The sequence below is a fragment of the Aeromicrobium erythreum genome (assembly GCF_001509405.1).
Classification (GTDB): Bacteria; Actinomycetota; Actinomycetes; order Propionibacteriales; family Nocardioidaceae; genus Aeromicrobium; species Aeromicrobium erythreum.
On record NZ_CP011502.1, the window covers coordinates 2,222,591 to 2,240,194 of the forward strand.

Genomic DNA, 17,604 nt, shown 5'->3' on the forward strand with positions numbered 1-17,604 from the left:
ACCGTCCCTGCGCCTAGGATCAGGCCCCGTGACGTCCCGCGACCTGCAGCAGCCGATCGTGGCCGGCGTGGTCACCGCGGTGGTCGGGTTCACGTCGTCCTTCGCGGTCGTGCTCGCGGGTCTGCGCGCCGTCGGCGCCTCGCCCGACGAGGCGGCCAGCGGGCTCCTCGCGCTCACCGTCGCGTTCGGCCTGCTCATGTCGGGGCTCGCGGTGTGGACTCGCCTGCCGGTCACGTTGGCGTGGTCGACGCCGGGCGCGGCGCTGCTGGTGAGCACCGGACCGGTCGAGGGTGGCTGGCCCGCCGCCGTCGGCGCGTTCGTGCTGACCGGCGTGCTGCTCGCCCTCACCGGGCTCGTCCCCTGGCTCGGTCGGCTGGCGGCCGCGATCCCGGTGCCGCTGGCGCAGGCGATGCTGGCGGGCGTGCTGCTGCAGCTGTGCCTGGCGCCGTTCACCGCCCTGGCGGACGCGCCCGCCGCGGTCGGTCCGGTCGTGCTGGTCTGGCTGCTCGCCACCCGCTGGGCGCCCCGCTGGGCGGTCCCGCTGGCGCTGCTCGGCGCCTTCGTCGTCATCGGCGTCTCCCTGGCCACGACGGGGACCTCGGTGCCCACCGGGCACCTCCTCCCCCGCCTCGAGCCCACGACGCCGACGCTCACCGTCGCGGCGGTGGTCGGCATCGCCGTGCCGCTGACCGTCGTCACGCTGGCCTCGCAGAACGTGCCGGGCGTCGCGGTGATGCGCAGCTTCGGCTTCACCGTGCCGTGGCGCGCGTCGATGGTCACGACCGGGGCGGGGACGTCGGCGGCGGCCGTGTTCGGCGGTCACGCCATCAACCTGGCCGCGATCTCGGCCGCGCTCGCGGCGGGCGACGGCGCGGGCCCACGCGAGCGGCGCTGGGTGGCGGCGTTCACGGCGGGTCTCGTCGCCCTGCTCCTCGCCCTCACCTCCGGTGCGCTGGTCGCGGTCACCGAGGCCGCGCCGGCCGGCATCGTCGAGACGGTCGCCGGCCTGGCGTTGCTCTCGACGTTCGCCGCGTCGATGGTCGCGGCGCTCGCCACCGACACCGGACGCACGAGCGCCACCGTCACGTTCCTCGTCGCCGCGTCGGGTCTGCAGCTGTTCGGCGTCGGGGCGGCGTTCTGGGCCCTGGTCGTCGGCCTCGTCGTGCGGGCGACGCTGGAACGTCGCACCGCAGCGTCCGTGGAGCAGGAGGAGGCCGCCGATGGCGCGGAAGACGTCCGACGCTGAGGCGACGCCGGCGCTCGCGGCCGTGCTGCGCGCCGGGGTCGAGCACCAGGTGCACCGCTACGTCCACGACCCTCGCTCGACGTCGTACGGCTGGGAGGCGGCCGAGGCGCTGGGCGTCGAGCCCGACCGCATCTTCAAGACGCTGGTCGCCGACGTCGACGGCGAGCTCTGCGTCGCGGTGGTGCCCGTGACCCTGCAGCTCGACCTCAAGGCGCTCGCAGCGACCCTCGGCGGCAAGCGGGCCGCGATGGCCGACCCGGCGCGGGCCGAGCGGGCCACCGGCTACGTCGTCGGGGGCATCTCGCCGCTCGGCCAGAAGCGCGCGCACCGCACGGTCGTCGACGAGACCGCGGAGCTGTGGGACACGCTCCACGTCTCGGGTGGTCGGCGCGGGCTCGAGATCGAGCTCTCCCCCGCCGATCTGCTGCGGCTCACGGGTGGAGTGCCGGGGCCGATCGCTCGCTGACGTCGGGGCGTCGGCCGGCCGCCCAGGTGACGACGAAGACGCCGACCAGCCCCGCGATCGCCCACACCACGAAGGACGCCGGCGAGTCCACGGCCAGACGGGCCGGGATGCTGTCGCCGAGCTGCGGCGACCGGACCGCCTCGGGCCCGTCGGGGCCGAGCAGGACGCCGAGACGCCAGGTGAGCACCGACGCGGCCAGCGTGGCCGCGACGGTCAGCGGCACGACGACCCAGCCGAGCCGGCGCAGCACGAAGCCGGCGACGAGGCCCCAAGCAGCCGCCACGGCGGCGCCGATGGCCACGAACAGCAGCTCGACGCCGACCTGGGCACCCGCGGCCTCCTCGGTGAGCACGACACCCTGCTGCGTGACCTCCCACTGCGGCGGCGACGCGAGCTGGACCCACAGCACCGCGGCGCCCGCGGCGAGCACGAGCAGACCCACCACCAGGGCGACCACCTGCACGACCGTGCGCCTCATTCCTGATCCCTTCATCCCAGGCAATGGGGCCCCAGGAGCTCCTTGAGGTCGGCGATGAGCGACGAGGACGGCTTGACCCGCAGGCTGTCGTCGAGACGCATGACCTTCGTGGTGCCGGTGCCGACGAGGCGCAGGTGCACCTCGGTCATGCCCGGGTGGCTGCCCAGCACCTGCTTGAACGTGCCGATGGTGTCGCTCGTGCACCGCGCGACCGGCAGCGTGACGACGACGGGGGCGTCGGCCTGCCCGCCCGAGCCCATGGCCGGCATGGTCACCTCGAGCGCGTTGAGCTCGACGCTGTCGTCCTTGCGGCGCAGACGTCCCTTGACGACCACGACGGTGTCGGGCACGAGCACGGGAGCCGCAAGGTTGTACGCGCCGGGGAAGACCATCACGTCGATGCTGCCGTCGAGGTCCTCGACCGTCACGAGCGCCCAGGTGTCGCCCTTCTTGCTGAGCCGGCGCTGGACGGCGGTGATGAGCCCGCACACCCGCACGGTCGTGCCGTCGGGGCGTTCGGCGTCGGCGATGAGGTCGCCGATCGAGCAGTCGCTGCTGGCCTTCAGCACGTGCTCCAGCCCCATGAGGGGGTGGTCGGAGACGTAGAGGCCGAGCATGTCGCGCTCGAACGCCAGGAGCTGGGTCTTCTCCCACTCCGGCATGTCCGGCACGCTGACGGTGACGCCCGTGAACGCGTCGTCCATCCCGCCGAACAGGGAGTCCTGGCCGATCGCGGCGTTGCGCTTGAGGTCGATGTACTGGTCGACGGCGTCCTCGGCGATCGTCGTCAGCGCGCGACGACGGTGGCCCAGCGAGTCGAACGCGCCGGCCTTGATGAGGGAGTCGAGCACGCGCTTGTTGCACACGTGCGTGGGCACCTTGTCGAGGAAGTCGGTGAAGTCCTTGTAGGGGCCGTTGTCCTCCCGGCCCGCGACGATGCCGGCCACGACGTTCTCGCCGACGTTGCGCACGGCGCTCAGGCCGAAGCGGATGTCCTCGCCCACCGAGGCGAAGTTCGAGACCGAGTCGTTGACGTCGGGCGGCAGCACCTGGATGCCGAGCCGGCGGCACTCCGCGAGGTAGATGGCCGACTTGTCCTTGTCGCCGCGGGTGCTCGTCAGGAGCGCCGCCATGTACTCGGCCGGGTAGTTGGCCTTCAGGTAGGCGGTCCAGTAGGAGATGACGCCGTACGCGGCGGAGTGCGCCTTGTTGAAGGCGTAGTCGGAGAACGGGAGCAGGATCTCCCACAGTGCGGTGATGGCCGCCTGGGAGTAGCCGCGCTCGAGCATGCCGGCCTGGAAGCCCGCGTACTGCTTGTCGAGCTCCTCCTTCTTCTTCTTGCCCATCGCGCGACGCAGGTTGTCGGCCTGTCCGAGGCTGAACCCGGCCAGGACCTGGGCGATCTCCATCACCTGCTCCTGGTAGACGATCAGGCCGTACGTCTCCCCCAGGACGTCCTTGAGCGGCTCCTCCAGCTCGGGGTGGATCGGCTCGATCGCCTCGCGGCCGTTCTTGCGCCGGGCGTACTTGTTGTGGGAGTCCGCACCCATCGGGCCGGGGCGGTACAGCGCGCCGACGGCCGAGATGTCCTCGAACTTGTCCGGACGCATGCTGCGCAGCAGGGCGCGCATGGGGCCGCCGTCGAGCTGGAACACGCCGAGCGTGTCGCCGCGCGACAGCAGGTCGTACGTGGCGGGGTCGTCGAACGTGAGGTCCTCCAGGACGACCTCCTCGCCCCGGTTGGCCCTGATGTTGAGGAGGGCGTCGTCGAGGACGGTCAGGTTGCGCAGACCCAGGAAGTCCATCTTGACCAGCCCGAGCGACTCGCACATCGGGTAGTCGAACTGGGTGATGATCGCGCCGTCCTGCTCGCGCCGCATGATGGGCACGATGTCGACGAGCGGCTCGCTGCTCATGATGACGCCGGCCGCGTGCACGCCCCAGTTGCGGATCTGGCCCTCGAGGCCGAGCGCCGTCTCGTAGATCTTGCGGACCTCGGCGTCGCTCTCGTGGAGCTCGCGGAACTCCTTGCCGTCGTTGAAGCGCTTGTGGCTCGGGTCGAACAGCTGCTTGAGCGGCACGCCCTTGCCCATGATGTCGGCCGGGAGTGCCTTGCTGATCCGCTCGCCCATGCTGAACGGGTAGTCGAGGACGCGGTTGGCGTCCTTGATGGCGGCCTTGGACTTCAGCCGCCCGAAGGTGGCGATGTAGGCGACGCGGTCGTTGCCGTACTTCTCGCTGACGTAGCGGATGACCTCGGCGCGCCGACGCTCGTCGAAGTCGATGTCGAAGTCGGGCATCGAGGGACGCTCGGGGTTGAGGAAGCGCTCGAAGATCAGGCCGTGCGTGAGCGGGCACAGGTCGGTGATGCGCAGTGCGTACGCGGCGATCGAGCCCGCGCCGGAGCCACGACCCGGCCCGACCCGGATGCCGTTGTCCTTCGACCAGTTGATGAAGTCGGCGACCACGAGGTAGTAGCCGCAGTAGCCCTTGGTCTTGATGACCTCGAGCTCCATGTCGACGCGGTCGCGCACCTCCTGGGTGAGCGCGTCGCCCGGGTAGCGCGACTCGATCCCGCGCCAGACCTCCTTGACGAACCAGCTCTCCTCGGTCTCGCCCTCCGGCACGTCGGCGCGCGCCATGTAGCCGCCGGTGTTCTCGGAGAACTCGACGTCGCAGCGCTCGGCGATGAGGAGCGTGTTGTCGCACGCCTCCTTCATGCCGTAGCGGTCCTCCCACAGCTCGCGCATCTCGGCCGCGGACTTCACGTAGTAACCGCCGCCGTCGAACTTGAGCCGCTTGGGGTCGGCGATCGACTTGCCCGACGCGACGCAGATGAGCGCGTCGTGGGCGTCGGCGTCCTCGGGGTGCGTGTAGTGGCAGTCGTTGGTGGCCACGGGCGGCAGCCCGAGCTGCTTGCCCAGGCGCAGGAGGTCGTCGCGGACCTCCCGCTCGATCGGGATGCCGTGGTCCATCAGCTCGAGGAAGAAGTTCCCCTTGCCGAAGATGTCCTGGAAGTCCGACGCCGCCTGGACGGCCTCGTCGTACTGCCCGAGCCGCAGCCGGGTCTGGACCTCGCCCGAGGGGCACCCCGTGGTGGCGATCAGCCCGGAGCTGTACTCGGCGAGCAGCTCGCGGTCGGCGCGGGGCTTGTAGTAGTAGCCCTCGAGGCTCGAGCGCGACGACAGCCGGAAGAGGTTGTGCATGCCCTCCGTCGTGGAGGCCAGCATCGTCATGTGCGTGTAGGCGCCGCCACCGGCGACGTCCTTGCCGCCCTCCTCCTCATCGCCCGTGAGACCACGGCCCCACTTGACCTTGCGCCGCTCGCTGCGGTGCGTGCCGGGCGTCAGGTAGGCCTCGATGCCGATAATCGGCTTGACGCCGTGCTTGCGGGCCTTGGACCAGAAGTCGTAGGCGCCGTGCACGTTGCCGTGGTCGGTCATCGCGATGGCCGGCATGCCGAGCTCGGCGGTGCGCGCGAACATGCCGTCGAGCAGTGCGTGACCGTCGAGCATCGAGTACTCCGTGTGGTTGTGCAGGTGCACGAAGGACGAGTCGCTCGGCATCGGGTGATGCGCCTCCAGACATGGCGGACGGACGGCCCCGAGGGGCGGTGGAGGGGAAGGAGGCCAGCCTACGCGAGGGTCCCGACCCGTCCCGCCAGCACACGCGGGGACGGGTCGGGATCGGTCCTCAGCGCGCGGCGGAGACCCGGTAGCGGCGGATCGAGAGCGGCACGAAGACCACGAGGATCAGCGCCACCCACAGCAGTGTGTACAGCACGGGGTGCTGCAGGCTCCACGCCGTGCTGTCGACCGGGCCCGCGGGCACGTTGCCGAACAGCTCGCGACACGCCTGGGTGACCGCCGAGACCGGGTTCCACTCCACGAACGGGCGCAGGAAGGAGTTGAAGTCCTTCGTCGGGACGAAGGCGTTCGACACGAAGGTGAGCGGCATGATGACGATGAACGAGGCGTTGTTGATCACCTCGACGCTCGGCACGATCAGCCCGACGTAGGCCATGACCCAGCTGACCGCGTACGCGAAGAGCAGGAGCAGCAGGAACCCGCCCAGCATGTCGAGGACGCCCTCGCGCGCCCGCCAGCCGACGAGCAGGCCGGTGAGCGCCATGATGACGAGCGACAGGACGTTGTAGATGATGTCGGACGTCGTGCGACCCACGAGCACCGCCGACGGTGACATCGGTAACGACCGGAAGCGGTCGATGATGCCCTTCTGCATGTCCTCGGCCAGGCCGGCGCCCGTGAACGTCGCCCCGAAGACGACGGTCTGGGCGAAGATGCCGCCGATCAGGAACTCGCGGTAGTTCAGGCCCTGGCCCGCGTCGATCGCCCCGCCGAAGACGAACGCGAACAGCAGGACGAACATGATCGGCGAGATCAGGACGAACACGAGGATCTCGGGGACCCGCTTGATCTTGATGACGTTGCGCTTGGCGACGACCCAGCCGTCGCTCACGACCCGGGTGGCGTTCATGCGGTGGCCTCGTCCTTCTGGTCGGTGGCGGCGTCCGACGCGGTCGCGTGACCGGTCAGGCTGAGGAAGACGTCGTCGAGCGTCGGGCGGCGCAGTCCGACGTCGACGACGGCGAGCTGCTGCTCCTGCAGGGCCTGCAGGACGGTGGCGAGGCGCGCGACGCCGTCGGTGACGGGCGCGGACAGGCCCCGGCCGTTCGCGTCGACCTGCACCTCACCCGTGGCGACGGTCGCGAGGAGCCGGGCGGCGGCGTCGCGGTCGGCGGGGTCGGCGACGACGACCTCGACCCGCTCGCCACCGGTCCGGGCCTTCAGCTCGTCGGCGGTGCCGCGGGCGATGGCGCGGCCGGAGTCGATGACGACGATCTCGTCGGCGAGGACGTCGGCCTCCTCCAGGTACTGCGTGGTGAGCAGCAGGGTGGCACCCGAGCGGACGAGCTCCTGGATGACGCCCCACATCTGCTGCCGCGCGCGGACGTCGAGCCCGGTGGTGGGCTCGTCGAGGATGATCACCGGCGGGGCCGCGACGAGCGCGCCGGCGAGGTCGAGCCGACGTCGCATGCCACCGGAGTAGGTCTTGGAGGGCCGGTCCCCCGCGTCGGCGAGGTCGAAGCGCTCGAGCAGCTCGCGCGCGCGGTCGCGGGCCTGCGTGCGACCCATCCCGTACAGCCGCCCGATCATGTCGAGGTTCTCGAAGCCCGTGAGGTACTCGTCGACCGCGGCGTACTGGCCCGAGAGGCCGATGCGTGCCTTGACGCCCTCGGGGTCGCGCGCGACGTCGACCCCGGCGACCTCGGCGGTGCCGCCGTCGGCCTTGAGCAGGGTCGCGAGGATGCGCACGGCGGTGGTCTTGCCCGCCCCGTTGGGGCCGAGCAGGCCCAGGACGGTGCCCTCGGGCACCGACAGGTCGAGGCCGGACAGCGCCTCGACCCCTTTGTAGCGCTTGACGAGCCCGGTGGCCCGGATCATGTCGGCCATCAACTACCTCTCCGCCCTGTGTTCCGGGATGGAACACCTGGGGACGATCATGCCCTGTCGCGCCGACAGAACTCATCGTCCGAAGGGATGAGATCCGGACCCCCGGGCGAGCTCAGTCCTGGCGGTAGCTGGCGAGGAAGTTGCCGAGGCGCTGGATGGCGTCGCGCAGGTCCTGCGCCCACGGGAGGGTGACGATCCGCAGGTGGTCGGGGTCGGGCCAGTTGAAGCCCGTGCCCTGCGTCAGGAGGATCTTCTCCTTCAGGAGCAGGTCGAGCACGAGCTGCTGGTCGTCGCGGATCTCGTGCACCTCGGGGTCGAGTCGCGGGAACACGTAGAGGGCGCCCTTGGGCTCCACGACGGACACGCCCGGGATGGCGTTGAGCTCCTTGACGGCGGTGTCGCGCTGCTCGACGAGCCGACCGCCAGGCAGCACGAGGTCCTTGATGCTCTGGTACCCGCCGAGCGCCACCTGGATGGCGTTCTGGGCCGGGACGTTGGGGCACAGGCGCATCGACGCGAGCAGCGTGATGCCCTCGAGGTAGTCCCGCGCGCCCTCCAGCGGTCCGGTGACGACGAGCCAGGCGGCGCGGTAGCCGCACACGCGGTAGGCCTTGGACAGGCCGTTGAAGGTCAGCGTGAGGACGTCGGGCGCGAGCGTCGCGAGCGAGACGTGCTCGGCGTCGTCGTAGAGGATCTTGTCGTAGATCTCGTCGGCCATGAGGACGAGCCCGTGCCGGCGCGCGAGGTCGGCGATGCCGGCGAGCGTCTCCCGCGAGTAGACCGCGCCCGTCGGGTTGTTCGGGTTGATGACGACGATGACCTTCGTGCGCTCGGTGATCTTGGACTCGAGGTCCTCCAGGTCGGGGTTCCACTCGTTCTGCTCGTCGCACCGGTAGTGCACGGGCGTGCCGCCGGCCAGGTTGGTCACGGCCGTCCAGAGCGGGTAGTCCGGGATGGGGATGAGCACCTCGTCGCCGTTGTCGAGCAGCGCCTGCAGGGCCATCTGGATGAGCTCGGAGACGCCGTTGCCGATCCACACGTCGTCGACGTCGAGCGCCGGGAAGCCGTCGACCAGCTGGTAGTGGTGCACGACGGCGCGGCGAGCCGACTGGATGCCACGGGAGTCGGAGTAGCCGGCGGAGTCGGGCAGGGCGGCGATGACGTCCTGCAGGATCTCCGCAGGCGCGTCGAACCCGAACGGCTGCGGGTTGCCGATGTTGAGCTTGAGGATCCGGTGCCCCTCGGCCTCCAGGGCGGCGGCGCGGGCACTCACGGGTCCGCGGATGTCGTAGAGGACGTCCCTCAGCTTCTCGGACTGGCGCACACGCTGGCTGGGCATGCCGTCATCCTCCCAGACGCCCCTCCCCTCCCCACTGAGTGTGACGCTCCCTCCCCCTGAGCGTGACGTTTGCGGGCCAGAACCCGAGGAATCGGCCCGCAAACGTCACGCTCAGCGGGGTGTGGACGGCGGGATGACCGCGTGCGCCGTCGACGCGACGGTGGGGCCATGCACGCACGTCGCACCGCGCACCACCTCCGGGCCGGCCTCACCCCCGACGTGGCGCGGGGGCCGACGATGGAGCGCCGCGCCCACGGCCCGCTCAGGGCGACCGGTCTGGACGCTCCCGCGCACCTGCAGCGCGTCGACGACGCCGTCGGGCTCCTCCTCCCCGGCACGGCGCTCGGGGGCTGGGCCTCGCTGCTCCTCCAGGGCAACAACTGGTTCGACGGGCGGACCGGCGACGGGTGCGACCAGCGCTCGTCCACTGTTCGCCCGGCACCCAGCTCCGACGTCGCGAGGTGATCACGCCGTTTCGCGGACGGGTCCTCGCCGAGGAGCTCACTGTGGTCGACGTCGGTGAACATGTCGCCGTGACGACACTCGCTCGAGCCGCCTTCGACGAGGCCCGGATCGCACCGGACCTGCGGGCCGCCGTCGTCGCGATCGACATGGCGGTGAGCACCACGCACCGTCGACCCCGTACGACGCTTGACGCCGTACGTCGGGTCGAGGCTCGTCACGTCAAGGTCCGCGGCGTCGTGCAGGTCCGCAAGGCCCTGTCCCTCGCGTCCGAACGCTCAGCGAGTCCGGCCGAGACCCACACCCGGCTCGTCGCCCAGCTCGACGCAGGTCTGACCGGCCTTCGAGTGAACGCTCCGCTCTTCGACCTCGACGGCGTGCTGCTCGGGGTCGCCGACCTCGTCGACCCCGAGACCGGGCTGGTGATCGAGACCGACGGAGCAGGGCACCGTGAGATCGAGCAGCACACGCTCGACAACCGTCGCGAGGAGGCCTTCGAGCGCGCCGGGTGCGTGGTCGTGCGCGCCATGGCCCTCGATCATCGCGATCGGTGGGGCTTGAGCGCGCGCATCGTCCGGGGCCGGCCCGACGCCGCCCGGACGTCTCGACGTCGCTGGACGCTCGACCCTCCCCCGTGGTGGTCCACCTGGCCCGGCGCCCGACCCTGGCACTGACCCGCTGAGTGTGACGTTTGCGGGCCGCGGAGCGCTGAGCCACCCCGCAAACGTCACGCTCAGGGGGGTGGGTGGGTCAGTGGGCGTCGCGGACGACGTCGAGGGCGTGGGCGAGGTCGGACGGGTAGGGGCTCTCGAAGTCGACGCGCTCGCCAGTGGTGGGGTGGTCGAAGCCGAGGTGGACGGCGTGCAGCCACTGCCGGTCCAGCCCGACCCGGGCCGCGAGCGTCGGGTCGGCGCCGTACTGCAGGTCGCCGACGCACGGGTGGTGCAGCGCGCTCATGTGCACGCGGATCTGGTGCGTGCGACCCGTCTCGAGCTTGATGGTCAGCAGCGACGCGAACCGGTGCGCCTCGAGCGTGTCGTAGTGCGTGACGCTGGGCCGGCCGTCGGCGCGCACCGTGAACTTGAAGTCGTGCTTCGGGTGCCGGGCGATGGGGGCATCGATCGTGCCGGTGTGCGGGTCGGGGTGGCCCTGCACGAGCGAGTGATACGTCTTCTCGACCGTGCGGTCGCGGAAGGCCTGCTTGAGGACGCTGTACGCCCGCTCGGACTTCGCGATCGTCATGAGCCCGCTCGTGCCGACGTCGAGGCGCTGCACGATGCCCTGCCGCTCGGGCGCGCCCGACGTGGAGATGCGGACCCCGGCGCCGGCCAGGTGCCCGACGACCGTGGGTCCCTCCCACCCGACGCTGGGGTGGGCGGCGACGCCGACGGGCTTGTCGACGACGACGATGTCGTCGTCCTGGTAGACGATGCTCATGCCCTCGACCTGCTCGGCGACGACGGTCGCGACGCGGGGCGCGGGGATCGTGGCCTCGAGCAGCGAGCCGGGCTCGACGCGCTCGGACTTCTGCGGCACCTGCCCGTCGAGGAGCACGTGGCCCTCGGCGACCAGCTCGCTCGCGCGGGTGCGCGAGAGTCCCAGCAGACGCGCCAGGGCGGAGTCGACGCGCTCGCCGGCGAGACCCTCGGGCACCGCGATGACCCGGTGCTCCTGCCCGACCCCGGCGCTCATGCGCGGTCCTTGGCGCCGGACTCGTCGGCCTCGGCGCGGGTGCCGTCGATGCCGACGCCCTGCCAGGTGCGGATGACGACGAGGACGGCCGCGACGGTCAGGTAGATGTCGGCGACGTTCCCGACGAAGAACCCGCCGTAGTCGATGAAGTCGACGACGTGGCCGCGGAAGGGTCCGGGCTCACGGAAGACGCGGTCGGTGAGGTTGCCGAGCGCACCGGCCAGCAGCAGCACCAGCGCGACGGTCCAGACCCGGTCGCGCAGCCGGGCCGCGAGCCGCACGACCGCGACGCAGACCGCGATCGCGACAACGCTGAGCAGCACCGTCATGGAGGCGCCCATGCCGAACGCCGCACCGGGGTTGCGCAGGAACGTCAGCTCGAGGACGCCCGGCACGAGGCGGATCGGCTCGGCGCGGTCGGCGAGCCGGTCGACGGCGAGCACCTTGGTGAGCTGGTCGACGACCCAGGCGGCGGCGACGACGGCGAGGAACAGCGGCACGACCCGGCGACGGGGCGTGGGCACGGAGGCCGCTTCGGAGGATTCAGGCATCGCCGTCATCGTCCCACGTGGGCCCACGCGCAGGGTCAGCGACGCTCCTCGCGCTGCTTGCACGACTTGCAGAGCGTGGCACGCGGGAAGGCCTGCAGGCGCAGCTTGCCGATCGGCTCGCCGCACGTCTCGCAGGCCCCGTAGGTGCCCTTGCCGAGCCGGTCGAGCGCCTTCTCGGTCTGCAGCAGGAGCACGCGCTGGTTCGCGGCGAGCGACATCTCCGCGTCGCGCTCGAGGCTCGTGGAGCCGACGTCGGCCTGGTCGTTCCCGGCGCCGTCGACGCCGTCGCGCAGCAGGTCCTGCAGCTCCTTGGCGGAGAGGTCGAGCTCCTTGCGGAGCCGGACGAGGTCGTCCTCCAGCTCGGCGCGGACGGCCGCGGTCTCGTCGGAGGTCCAGGGATCCTCGTCGCCCCGCACGGCCAGGGTGGTCTCGGTCATGCGGGAACAGTAGACCCGGGCCCCTGGCGACACAACTTCGCCCAGGGCACGGTCGGGCCGGCGGGCGGAGTACGCTGTCACCAGCAGCGTCCGAGCCGTCATCAGCGGCGAGCTTCCGGAAGAACGGGCCTCCCCCGAGGCCTCAGTAGAACCGGACGGGTGGCCCGTCACAGCCGTTCGACGAGTGGTCGCCATCGGCAGGTCCGACGGCGGCAACCGAGGTGGTACCGCGGTCCTCCCCAGGGTCGTCCTCGAGGCAGAGAACGACCCTCCAGGAGCAGCCGCATGACGTACCCCAAGGCGCAGACGGGCCTCGACCAGCCCGCCGGCGACGTCCCCTCCACGCCGCGCTTCCCCGACATCGAGGAGCGCGTCCTGGCGTACTGGAAGGACGACGGCACCTTCCGCGCGAGCGTCGACGCCCGCGACCCCGGCGACGACGGTTCGAACGAGTTCGTCTTCTACGACGGTCCCCCGTTCGCCAACGGCCTGCCCCACTACGGGCACCTGCTGACCGGCTACGTGAAGGACCTCGTGCCCCGCTACCAGACGATGCGCGGCCGCCGGGTCGAGCGTCGGTTCGGCTGGGACACGCACGGGCTGCCGGCCGAGCTCGAGGCGATGCGGCTCAACGGCATCAAGACGACCGACGAGATCGTCGCGATGGGCATCGACCGGTTCAACGAGGCGTGCCGCGCGTCGGTGCTGAAGTACACCGGCGAGTGGGAGGCGTACGTGACGCGCCAGGCCCGCTGGGTCGACTTCGAGCACGACTACCGCACGCTGAACCCGGAGTACATGGAGTCGGTCATCTGGGCGTTCAAGCAGCTGCACGAGAAGGGCCTCGTGTACGAGGACTTCAGGGTGCTGCCCTACTGCTGGAACGATGAGACGCCGCTGTCGAACCACGAGCTGCGGATGGACGACGACGTCTACCAGAACCGTCAGGACCCGGCGGTCACCGTCGGCTTCGAGATCACGACGCCGGGCCAGCTGCAGGGCGCCCGCCTGATGATCTGGACGACGACGCCGTGGACGCTGCCGTCGAACCTCGCGGTCATGGTCGGGACCGGCATCGACTACGTGGCCGTCGACCACGGCGGCACCTCCCTGGTGATGGCCGAGGCCCGCCTGGGTGCGTACGCGCGCGAGCTCGGCGACGAGCCCGCCGTCGTGTGGCGCGGCACGGGGGCCGACCTGGTCGGCCTGGTCTACGCGCCGCCGTTCTCCTACTACGCCGACCACGAGAACGCGTTCCGCGTGGTCGCGGCCGACGAGGCCGTCACGACCACCGACGGCACCGGCCTGGTGCACAGCGCCGGCGCGTTCGGCGAGGTCGACAAGGAGGTCACCGACCGTGAGGGCATCGCGCCCGTCATGCCCGTGGCGAAGGACGGTCGGTTCACGGAGCCGGTCAGCCACTACGCCGGCATGCAGGTCTTCGACGCGAACCCGCACGTGATCGACGACCTCAAGAACGGCACGGGCGCGGTCACGTCGGGCACGCTGCTGCTGCGGCGCGAGACGTACGACCACTCCTACCCGCACTGCTGGCGCTGCCGTCAGCCCCTGATCTACAAGGGCGTCGAGTCGTGGTTCGTCCGCGTGACGGCGTTCAAGGACCGCATGGTCGAGCTGAACCAGCAGATCCGCTGGGTGCCCGACCACATCCGCGACGGCCAGTTCGGCAAGTGGCTGGAGAACGCGCGCGACTGGTCGATCACCCGCAACCGGTTCTGGGGCTCCCCCGTGCCGGTGTGGAAGAGCGACGACCCCGCGTACCCGCGGATCGACGTGTACGGCTCGTTCGAGGAGATCGAGCGCGACTTCGGCACGCTGCCACTGAAGGACGGCGTGCCCGACCTGCACCGTCCGTACGTCGACGACCTGGTGCGTCCGAACCCCGACGACCCGACCGGGACGTCGATGATGCGCCGCGTGCCCGACGTGCTCGACGTCTGGTTCGACTCCGGGTCGATGTCGTTCGCGCAGAACCACTACCCGTTCGAGAACGGCGAGTGGTTCGAGGGACACTTCCCGGCCGACTTCATCGTCGAGTACATCGGCCAGACGCGCGGCTGGTTCTACACGCTGCACGTGCTGGCGACGGCGCTGTTCGACCGACCCGCGTTCGAGACGTGCGTCAGCCACGGCATCGTCCTCGGCTCCGACGGCAACAAGATGAGCAAGTCGCTGCGCAACTACCCGGACGTCTCGGAGGTCTTCGACCGCGACGGTGCCGACGCGATGCGCTGGTTCCTCATGGCGTCGCCGATCCTGCGCGGCGGCAACCTGGTGGTCACCGAGCAGGGCATCCGCGACAGCGTGCGCCAGGTGATGATCCCGCTGTGGAACAGCTGGGCGTTCCTGGGGCTGTACGCGAACGCGGCCGAGTACGACGCGCGTCCGCTGGACGCGGCTCCGGCCGACCCGCTCGACCGGTACGTGGTGGCAAAGCTGGGCCGCTGGGTGCGCGAGATGACGACCTACCTCGACGACTACGCCATCGCCGAGGCCTGCGAGTCGACGCGCGACTTCCTCGACGTCCTGACGAACTGGTACATCCGGCGCTCCCGCGAGCGGTTCTGGCTGTCGGACGCCGAGGGCGAGCTCACCGACGAGCAGCGCGCGCCGTTCGACACCCTCTACACCGTGCTCGAGACGGTGTGCCGCGTCGTCGCGCCGCTGCTGCCGCTGGTCAGCGAGGAGATCTGGCGTGGCCTCACCGGCGGGCGCTCGGTGCACCTGACCGACTGGCCCGACGCCGACGCGTTCGTCGTCGACGACGCCCTCGTCGAGGCGATGGACCAGGTGCGTGAGGTCTGCTCCGCCGGCTCGGCGTTGCGCAAGGCGGCGGCCCTGCGCGTGCGGCTGCCGCTGCCCCTGCTCGAGGTCGCCGTGCCCGACCCTGCTGCCCTGTCGGGATTCGAGGAGGTCGTCGCCCGCGAGCTGAACGTGCGGGAGGTCCGCTTCGTCGCGGCCGACTCCGAGGAGGCCGCCGCGCACGGGCTGACGTCGCGCCTGACCGTGCACGCCCGCGTCGCCGGTCCGCGCCTCGGCAAGGACGTGCAGCAGGCGATCAAGGGGTCCAAGTCGGGCGACTGGTCGGTGGCCGACGACGGCACGGTCACGTCCGGCGGCATCGCGCTGCAGGAGGGCGAGTTCACCCTCGAGCAGGTGGCGGGCGCGTCCGGCGGCACCGAGATCGCGGTGCTCCCCCGCGGCGGCTTCGTCGCGCTCGACACCACCGTGACGCCCGAGCTCGAGGCCGAGGGCCTGGCCCGCGACGTCGTGCGCGGCGTCCAGCAGGCCCGACGCGACGCCGGCCTGTCGGTCTCGGACCGGATCGTCCTGCACGTCGACGGCGACGCCGCCGTCCTCGACGCGGTCCGCATCCACGAGGCGCTGGTCGCGGGCGAGACGCTCGCGACGTCGGTGCACCTGGGCGACCTCCCCGAGGGCACGAGCATCGACGTCACCGGCGCCAGCGCCCGCGTCGCCGTGGCCAGGGCCTGACGTTTCTGCACGCGGTGGGGAGATTCCCAGGTCGACCTGGGAATCTCCCCACCAGGCGCGGGAATCTCCTCCCAGCACGGCTTGCTCTCCGTGCGTCGCTGAGTTCTCCGTGCTCCGGGGAGGTTCCCAGGTCGACCTGGGAATCTCCGGCCGAGAAGACGACGAAGGCCCCCACCAGACGGTGGGGGCCTTCGTCGTGCTGGTCTCAGAGCGAGGCGTTGCTGTCCTCGTCGCCGAGCAGGGAGCGCAGGCGGCGGGGCGACCCGTCGTTCTGGCCCTGGTTGGCGGCAGCCGGGGTGTTCTCGTTCGCGGCGAGCTGGTCGAGCTGGCTCTGGAAGTAGTTCTTGAGCCGGGCCCGGTACTCGCGCTCGTAGGCCCGCAGGTGCTCGACCTCGCGCTGGAGCTCGTAGCGCTCCCGCTCGATGGCGGCGACGGCCTGCTGGCGGCGCTCGTTGGTCTCCTCGTCGAGCTTCTGCGCGCGGATGCGGGCGTCGGTCTCGAGGCGGTCGGCCTTGCCGCGCGACTCGTTGGTGAGGCGCTCGGCCTTGGTGCGGGCCTCACCGACGATGCGGTCGGCCTCCTCCTTCGCCTGCTCCATGAGCTGGTCGGCGTTGGTGGACGCGATCTCGAGCAGGCGGGCGGCGGCGGTGGACGCCTCGCCGATGCTGCTCGCGCGGGTCTGGACCGGCTCGGGCGTGGCGGCCACGACCGGCGCGGGGGCCGGGGTCGGGGCGGGCTCAGGCGCCTTCTCGACGACCGGCTCGGGCTCCGGCTCCGGCTCGGGCTCGGGCTCGGGGTCGGGGCCGGCGCGGGCTCCGCCTTGACGGCAGGGATCAGACCGGTGGGCTCGCCGGTCGAGGCCGCGGCGACCTTGGCGCGCAGCTCCTCGTTCTCGACGGTGAGTCGCTCCAGCTCGGCCTCGACCTCGTCGAGGAACTGGTCCACCTCGCCCATGTCGTAACCCTCGCGGAGACGTACCGGAGTGAAGCGCTTGTTGCGCACGTCCTCTGGCGTCAGGGGCATGAGTTCACCTCGTGTCGTGGTTTCGTCTCGAAGACTGTGGTTCTGACCCACCGTACTCGGTCACCGTTCACTGCTGCCACACGCGTCCCGTCCGCGGACGCCGCGCGGTGTTCACCGACCGACGAGCGTGTTGTTCACGATCGCCTGGAGGATGTAGATCCCGATCAGGAGCACCATCGGCGACAGGTCGAGCATGGCCGAGCCGAGGCGGACCGGGGGGATCACCCGACGCACGGCGCGCAGCGGCGGGTCGGTGACGGTGTAGATGCCCTCGCACAGCACGGCGACGAACCCGGTGGGTCGCCAGGACCGCGCGAGGAGCTGGACCCAGTCCAGGATGAGCCGTGCGATGAGCACGAGGATGCAGACGAGCAGGACGAAGCTGAGGACCTGCCCGATGGTGGAGAGCGCCATCAGCCGTTGTTGTAGAAACCGCCCGCGGCGATGCGCTGCTTGTCCTCGTCGGTCACCTCGATGTTCTCCGGCGAGAGCAGGAAGACCTTCGACGTGACCCGGTTGATCGTGCCGCGCACCGCGAACACGAGACCGGCAGCGAAGTCGACGAGGCGCTTGGCGTCGTCGTCGTCGATCTCGGAGAGGTTCATGATGACCGGCACGCCGGAGCGGTAGTGCTCGCCGACCGTGCGCGCGTCGTTGTACGTGCGCGGCGTGACCGTCTCGATGCGGGCCAGCATCGACGGCGCCGGCTCGACGGCGCGGGGCGTGCGTCGGTGGTCGTCGATCGACGCGACCTGCGCCCGACGCTCGGGGGCGCGCACCGCGGGGGTCCGCTCCTCCTCGCGACGGACGGCCGGCACCGGACCGGTGGGCTCGTCGTCGTACTCGTCGAAGTCAGCCTGCTCGACGAGGCCCAGGTACTCGCCTACTTTTCGCATTGCGCCAGCCATGATGTCTCCGTC

Annotated in this window: 16 protein-coding genes and 1 pseudogene; 5 read left to right on the plus strand and 12 right to left on the minus strand. The window is 71.0% G+C overall.

Annotated features, from left to right (window positions below; translation table 11 throughout):
* The first annotated feature begins 28 nt into the window (after nt 1-28).
* Together Aeryth_RS10450 and ybaK are read left to right on the plus strand one after the other, a co-directional pair.
* Nucleotides 29-1,246, plus strand: coding sequence for a benzoate/H(+) symporter BenE family transporter (locus Aeryth_RS10450; protein ID WP_236749714.1), 1,218 nt, complete (start codon nt 29-31; stop codon nt 1,244-1,246).
* A complete protein-coding gene (gene ybaK, locus Aeryth_RS10455) occupies nt 1,221-1,712 on the plus strand; it encodes a Cys-tRNA(Pro) deacylase (RefSeq protein ID WP_067858224.1) in 492 nt (163 codons plus the stop codon). The genes Aeryth_RS10450 and ybaK overlap by 26 nt, the downstream gene beginning before the upstream one ends.
* Here the strand turns inward: ybaK and Aeryth_RS10460 are convergent.
* The 5 genes from Aeryth_RS10460 to Aeryth_RS10480 form a co-directional block, all read right to left on the minus strand.
* A complete protein-coding gene (locus Aeryth_RS10460) occupies nt 1,678-2,190 on the minus strand; it encodes a hypothetical protein (protein ID WP_067858227.1) in 513 nt (170 codons plus the stop codon). The genes ybaK and Aeryth_RS10460 overlap by 35 nt on opposite strands.
* 11 nt (nt 2,191-2,201) lie before the next feature.
* A complete protein-coding gene (gene dnaE, locus Aeryth_RS10465; protein WP_067858230.1) occupies nt 2,202-5,756 on the minus strand; it encodes a DNA polymerase III subunit alpha in 3,555 nt (1,184 codons plus the stop codon).
* A 127-nt stretch (nt 5,757-5,883) separates the two neighbouring features.
* Nucleotides 5,884-6,687, minus strand: a complete 804-nt coding sequence (locus tag Aeryth_RS10470) for an ABC transporter permease (protein WP_067858231.1) — start codon at nt 6,685-6,687, stop codon at nt 5,884-5,886.
* A complete protein-coding gene (locus tag Aeryth_RS10475; protein ID WP_067858235.1) occupies nt 6,684-7,664 on the minus strand; it encodes an ATP-binding cassette domain-containing protein in 981 nt (326 codons plus the stop codon). Before Aeryth_RS10475 ends, Aeryth_RS10470 begins: the two co-directional genes overlap by 4 nt.
* Before the next feature lie 112 nt (nt 7,665-7,776).
* Complete coding sequence (locus tag Aeryth_RS10480) at nt 7,777-9,003, minus strand: pyridoxal phosphate-dependent aminotransferase (protein ID WP_067858238.1); 1,227 nt, start codon at nt 9,001-9,003, stop codon at nt 7,777-7,779.
* Nucleotides 9,004-9,171: 168 nt separating this feature from the next.
* On the opposite strand from Aeryth_RS10480, the gene Aeryth_RS10485 reads away from it, so the two are divergent.
* Both Aeryth_RS10485 and Aeryth_RS10490 read left to right on the plus strand, forming a co-directional pair.
* On the plus strand, nt 9,172-9,468 hold the full coding sequence (locus tag Aeryth_RS10485; protein ID WP_144433751.1) for a hypothetical protein: 297 nt from the start codon (nt 9,172-9,174) through the stop codon (nt 9,466-9,468).
* On the plus strand, nt 9,465-10,139 hold the full coding sequence (locus Aeryth_RS10490; RefSeq protein WP_067858244.1) for a PDDEXK family nuclease: 675 nt from the start codon (nt 9,465-9,467) through the stop codon (nt 10,137-10,139). Before Aeryth_RS10485 ends, Aeryth_RS10490 begins: the two co-directional genes overlap by 4 nt.
* A gap of 76 nt (nt 10,140-10,215) precedes the next feature.
* On the opposite strand, the gene Aeryth_RS10495 is transcribed toward Aeryth_RS10490, so the two are convergent.
* Genes Aeryth_RS10495 through Aeryth_RS10505 form a run of 3 tightly spaced genes read right to left on the minus strand, consistent with a single transcriptional unit; the run spans nt 10,216 to nt 12,145 of the window.
* A complete protein-coding gene (locus tag Aeryth_RS10495) occupies nt 10,216-11,157 on the minus strand; it encodes an RluA family pseudouridine synthase (protein WP_067858247.1) in 942 nt (313 codons plus the stop codon).
* A complete protein-coding gene (gene lspA / locus Aeryth_RS10500; RefSeq protein ID WP_236749715.1) occupies nt 11,154-11,708 on the minus strand; it encodes a signal peptidase II in 555 nt (184 codons plus the stop codon). The genes Aeryth_RS10495 and lspA overlap by 4 nt, the downstream gene beginning before the upstream one ends.
* A 35-nt stretch (nt 11,709-11,743) precedes the next feature.
* Nucleotides 11,744-12,145: a TraR/DksA family transcriptional regulator gene (locus tag Aeryth_RS10505; RefSeq protein WP_067858249.1), complete on the minus strand. Its 402-nt coding sequence runs from the start codon at nt 12,143-12,145 to the stop codon at nt 11,744-11,746.
* 285 nt (nt 12,146-12,430) lie between these two features.
* Here Aeryth_RS10505 and ileS point away from each other — a divergent pair, with 285 nt between their 5' ends.
* Entirely contained in the window at nt 12,431-15,661 is a 3,231-nt protein-coding gene (ileS, locus tag Aeryth_RS10510; protein ID WP_067858252.1) for an isoleucine--tRNA ligase, read from the plus strand.
* A 205-nt stretch (nt 15,662-15,866) separates the two neighbouring features.
* Here the strand turns inward: ileS and Aeryth_RS18305 are convergent, their stop codons facing one another.
* The 4 genes and pseudogenes from Aeryth_RS18305 to Aeryth_RS10525 form a co-directional block, all read right to left on the minus strand.
* Nucleotides 15,867-16,367, minus strand: coding sequence for a hypothetical protein (locus Aeryth_RS18305; protein ID WP_236749716.1), 501 nt, complete (start codon nt 16,365-16,367; stop codon nt 15,867-15,869).
* Nucleotides 16,368-16,579: 212 nt separating this feature from the next.
* A pseudogene (locus Aeryth_RS18310) lies at nt 16,580-16,684 on the minus strand (DivIVA domain-containing protein); the annotation flags it as partial.
* A 111-nt stretch (nt 16,685-16,795) separates the two neighbouring features.
* Nucleotides 16,796-17,098 (minus strand): YggT family protein, encoded by a 303-nt coding sequence (locus Aeryth_RS10520; protein ID WP_067858255.1) that lies wholly within the window; start codon nt 17,096-17,098, stop codon nt 16,796-16,798.
* Nucleotides 17,098-17,592, minus strand: a complete 495-nt coding sequence (locus Aeryth_RS10525) for a cell division protein SepF (RefSeq protein WP_067858258.1) — start codon at nt 17,590-17,592, stop codon at nt 17,098-17,100. Before Aeryth_RS10525 ends, Aeryth_RS10520 begins: the two co-directional genes overlap by 1 nt.
* Between the last annotated feature and the right edge of the window lie 12 nt (nt 17,593-17,604).